The organism is Microcystis sp. M31BS1, assembly GCF_020245285.1.
Classification (GTDB): Bacteria; Cyanobacteriota; Cyanobacteriia; order Cyanobacteriales; family Microcystaceae; genus Microcystis; species Microcystis panniformis.
In genome coordinates this window covers 1-5,058 of sequence record NZ_JADBVE010000378.1, presented here as the reverse complement: position 1 = coordinate 5,058, position 5,058 = coordinate 1, and the positions used below count along the sequence as shown (strand labels likewise).

The window sequence follows — 5,058 nt, the reverse complement described above, 5'->3', positions numbered from 1 at the left end:
TTAAAGCATATCTAAAGAGTTTTGAGTTAAAAGTTAAACTTCAAGTTTTCATTCAGAACGAATGTACTGGTTAACTGATTTTTTGGGGAAAATTAGTTAACCCATCATTATAACATATAATTAATTTGCAAGAGGTCTAATCTCTAAACCCTCATTATCCCGTTTTACCGAAATACCAGGGTGAAACTCATGCACATCAATGCCCCGCTCCTGAAACAGACGCACCACCGCAGGACGTACTTGCCACTCGACAAACTCTCCTAAACGATTGCCCAACTCCCCAATCTGCTTACTAACTCTGTTAATTTGCTTATCTGTTTCCTTGATTTGTTTATCTGTTTCTTTTTGAGCTTGGGATAACTCTTTTTGAGCTTGGGATAACTCTTGTTGAGCTTGGGATAACTCTTGTTGGGATTGGGATAACTCTTGTTGGGATTGGGCCAATTCCTTTAGTATTTCCCGAATGTCTTCAATAGTAGCTGTCATAATGAATTTTCTCAAGTGAAAATGAAATTTTCTCTATTATAGCCCGATCGCTTTTTCTCCCTTGAAGTAACCGTTCAGGGGGTAGGGTTGATTCATGAATCAACCCTACAATGAATCAACCCTAGTTCAGGGGGGGACAAAATCTAGTAATCTAAAAAGACTTAGAAAAGAGCGGCTAATGTGAAATAGTAGTATCCATCTCTGTGCTGCCCCAGGAGAGTCCTTCCACTGAGTCAATGCCACTGGCGGCTTGACATCCCCCCCCTGAACGGTTACAATGAGACTATACGCCTTATGTAAGTTAGAAGCTGGAATGGTGTAAACTCGTTCGATAGATTATCTCTCTAGTCGGAGTGTTGGACTCAAACACTTGATCCCTAATTAGGTTGTTTTAGGTCACATCAAGTTTGCTACTTTATTAGGTTTCTTACAGGAAATTTTAAAGGTTTGAGCCTTCGGTAAGTCTTTCGAGGTAGCCTAGTTATATTATGTCAAAAATAGCTTGAGCGATTTTTTCAGGGGATTTTCCTAGTCTAAAGTAATATCCTCTGGGTGTTTATCATGTTACAAATTAAGTGATTTTTACTCATTACAATGGCAAAAAATCAAGCCGAATCTATGTCTGATCAGAATCATCAGCATCCAGATATGGGTGCGAAGAAAACAACGCAGGCTAGGATAGAACATCAGAATGATAATCAAATAAAAACGGGAATTGATCCTAAAATTGATTCGGAAAAACCGTTTAAATATTCGGAGCCAACAGGAAGATTAGGGGAGATAATGCTGCGCTTAATGCCGGTGGGTCTTTTGCTCGGAGGACTGAGTTATTGGGCGATAGTTGGCAAGATTCCGACTCCTGTTCAAGGACGAGCGGTCATTTTGATTCCTCGTTCTATTGTTAATATCGAACCCCGTCAAGGTGGGCGGGTGTTAACCCTCCTGATTCAACCGGGAGATTCTGTCAAAAAAGGGCAATTACTGGCAACTTTAGAGTTTCCTGAATTAGAAACAGAATTAAAAGATAAAAAGGATAGGTTAGCAGATCTCAAGCAGCAGGATAAAAGAGTGGACTCTGTTGAAGTGAGTCGTCGCCAATTGAATGCAGCCTCAGTAGAGCGCCAGCAAAAGGCCAATCAGCTTCAGATTAAAGCACTTCAAGTTCAATTATCCAGTAATCAAAAACAGCGAGAGGCTTATCTCTCCCATGCTCGATACCTTAAAAATTTCCAGAACTCAACGGATGAAAGACTAGCCGCCTACGATAAACTTATCGAAGAGGGGGCTGTCGCCAAGCTAGATTTTCCCTCCTATTTATTTCAGTTCAATAATCTAGAGGCTTCTAATAGTATCAATCGCGTCCAAATAGAACTCGATCGCCTGAAGGGGGTTGATGAAAGCCTGCGAGCGCAGATGAACGCATTGACGGCCCAGAATAATATACTAAACACAGAAAAACGGCAAATAGACCTGCAAGATACAGCCAGTGATATTCTTCGTTACAATGCGATCGCTGACCAGCAACGAGAGATTAATACGTTAAAAACCACTATTCAAGCCAACAAAAATGTAGTGAGTCTGTACAACGGCCAGATTTTAGACTTATCTGTGAATCCGGGGGAAGTCCTGGCTCCGGGGGGGCGCATAGGTACATTAGAAGTCTCCAATCTAAAGGCCAAGACCAACGTGGTGGCATTGTTTAAGAGTGGTGATGCCAAACGATTAGAACCAGGCCAGGAAGTAGAAGTCGTTCCCGATCTCTATGATCGCGAACGCTATGGGGGTATCGTCGCTAAGGTCGTTTCCGTCGATCAGCAGCCGGTAACTGTGGCAGAACTGGCAAATATAGTGGGAAGTAATGAACTCGCCAGCAAGCTGTTTCTGGGTAGAGATGAAGATGATCGCGATAAGCCTATACCCGTCAATGCAAGTGTTATCAAAGCGACTTTAGCGCTGAAGGTCGATCGCAATACACCCAGTGGTTTTTACTGGACTCAAGCCAAGGGAGCGCCCCAAAGAATCACCAACGGGACTACCGCAGATGTCCATGCTGTGGTGGAAGAGCGTTCTTTAGTGAGTTACATAACCCCTGCTTTTCGCTGGATTACAGGGGTTTACGACCGTTAACCACAATCTTGCGAGCGTAAGTAGCTGAAAGAAACAACGACTAGAATAAACGGTTAAACCTAATATGGAAAATCCGAAAAGACGTTCTCAATGGTGGACTTGGTGGTTTAAGTGGTGGATTATCGCCGCAGCCTTTGTCTTAGTAATCCTGATCCATAGTGAGCCTCCTCAGCTTTGGTTTTGGTTGGTGACGTTTTTGGCACTAATTTTATATGGGATTGAGCGAGCGATTAATGGGTAACAATGAGTAAGTCGAAAAAGGATATAGAGATACCTTGGACAGTAAAAACGGGCTAATGATCAGACAGGGATTGAAATTTTCCCTGGGTGCTGCTCTCTTAACGAGTTTCTTTTGGCACCGAGGAAATGTATTAGACAACTTTGTCTATCCCGTCTTTGGGTATGTATCTGTACTGATTGAGCCATCGATGGGAGGTGCGATCGCCGCAGGTTTGGGGCGTTTGGGGGGAAGTGCTTTGGGGGGAATCATTGCCGCTATCCTGGTGAACGCCTACGGAATCCAAGGCTCAAGTTTTTTTGTCATTCCCTCTCTTACCTACATTTTAGCCGCCCTGATCTGTGAAACTTACCGATGGCAAGCCGCTTATTCCCAAGCCACACTACTGGGCGCTTTAATTGCCATGAGAGTGGTAGGAACATCAGCACAACAAAATATCTGGCTCTATTTGCGATCGCGCCTGATCGATAACTGGATCGGAATCGCTGTGGGAATTGCTGTGGCCTTACTATTTTGGCCCCAGAATACTCGATCCGATCTCAACCGAAACTTGATGGGAATCCTTCAAGATATACCGCACTTGTTCCAAAAAATCCTCGATCGCTACCTAAAAACTGATGGCGACGAGCGGGATTATCCTCTTTCTATTGAGCAGAACGAGCTTAACTTACTCAATCAGATTAAAAAATCAACACAAACTAGCCTTTCAATGCTCACAAAAGCAACCAATGAATTCGGTAGTGAGATATTGGTGGCAGAAAATTGGAGTGAAATCTTGGCAATTCAGAACCAATTGACTCGACAATTAGCTGATCTGATGGCTTTTAAGGGCGAAAAGCATGAACAAAATTTAGTGCATCAGTTCAGGGATGAATTAAACCAATTGGCGACTCATCTTACCGACAGCTTTGATAGCTTGAGGGATCTGAGTAACGCCAAAAAAATCTTAGCTACCCCTTACCTGACAGAATTAGAAGAAGATTTAGCGAATATTGGGGGTAAACTTGATCATCTCCGAACAAGTGGAGAGATTGATCGGTATGATGTTCAAGAATCACTACAGTTTTATCAATTTATTCAACTTGTATCTCGATTTATCCAACAATGCGAGGGACTACGAGGCAGGATAATCGATAAAACGAAAGTAACTGCAACTTTCAGGCGAAAAAACCTGATTACCTTTCCCAAATGGGCTCCTATATCCCTAAAACGACTAAGAGAAATTGTCAGTCTTGGCGTGGTTATTGGTTTGTTACTGGCTATTATTCGTCACATTGAGTTTCCCTATCCTTCTGCTTACGAAAAAGTGGCAGATATTGTGATAATAGGTGCAGTGGTCACTGTCATTCAACCGACAAGGGGGCGAGCGATCGCGATCGGTTGGGCAGCCACTGTTTCCTTGAGTTTGACGATTCTCTGTATTTACCTGTTGGTCAAGTCCTTTGGTTATAATCCTTTTAGTAGCAGTCTGGCTTATTTTTTCGCCTACTTCAGTTGTGCTTGGCTGGGGTTTACGCCAATCGCTCGCATCGGTGCGATTGTAGCAGCCGATGCCATCGGGAAGGATATTTTTCCTTTTTTCGAGCAAGGAATTTGGGCTGCACTGATTTCAGTTCCCGTAGGTGCGTTTCTGGGGGTGTTGCTGACCACTGTATTTATGACAAAATCGGCTACAAACCAACTGGAAACAGATTTTTCTGTGACTTTTAAGAAAATGGGACAGCTATATCAAAAACTGCTGTCAGGCTATTTTCAGGATACGATACCACCGTCAGATATCGCCCAACTGAAGCAGGCCATCACAGTGGCGATCGCTCAACATCCAGCCTCGGTTAAGATTGCCAGTCTCGAACAAATTTCCACAGTTTTAGCAACCAAACACCAAAATTTTTGGAATTTTTCTATCGGCTACGAACAAAAACTCTGGGCTCAACTGGATGCTTTACAAGATGGGCTGCAGCAACCGCTTCCTGAACCAATACGACAAAAGTTTTTACCTGAATTACAAGCGATCGCACAACAGACCGCGATCGCTTTTGATGAAATGGCTGAGGCGATCGCTGCCCAGGTAATTCTCAACCCACCAAAGTTAGGATTGCTCATCCAAGAAATTGAATCTCTTGAGAAGCAGTTACTGAGCTTGCGGGTTGAGAGTCGAAGTTATCCCTTAAATGAGCTAATCGCCTTTAGCTCGGCTTTTATGACGA

General features: G+C 43.3%; 3 protein-coding genes and 1 pseudogene. 3 read left to right on the top strand and 1 reads right to left on the bottom strand.

All coding sequences use genetic code 11. The features are described 5' to 3' along the window. Positions 1–138: 138 nt before the first annotated feature. Positions 139–486: pseudogene (locus IM509_RS21195) on the bottom strand (DUF3782 domain-containing protein); the annotation flags it as partial. 594 nt (positions 487–1,080) lie between these two features. On the opposite strand from IM509_RS21195, the gene IM509_RS21190 reads away from it, so the two are divergent. The 3 genes from IM509_RS21190 to IM509_RS21180 form a co-directional block, all read left to right on the top strand. Next, on the top strand, positions 1,081–2,613 hold the full coding sequence (locus IM509_RS21190) for an NHLP bacteriocin system secretion protein (RefSeq protein WP_185237901.1): 1,533 nt from the start codon (positions 1,081–1,083) through the stop codon (positions 2,611–2,613). Positions 2,614–2,677: 64 nt separating this feature from the next. Next, entirely contained in the window at positions 2,678–2,854 is a 177-nt protein-coding gene (locus IM509_RS21185; RefSeq protein WP_002735384.1) for a hypothetical protein, read from the top strand. A gap of 55 nt (positions 2,855–2,909) precedes the next feature. After that, a partial coding sequence (locus IM509_RS21180) for an aromatic acid exporter family protein (RefSeq protein ID WP_334311327.1) occupies positions 2,910–5,058 on the top strand: 2,149 nt, incomplete at its 3' end.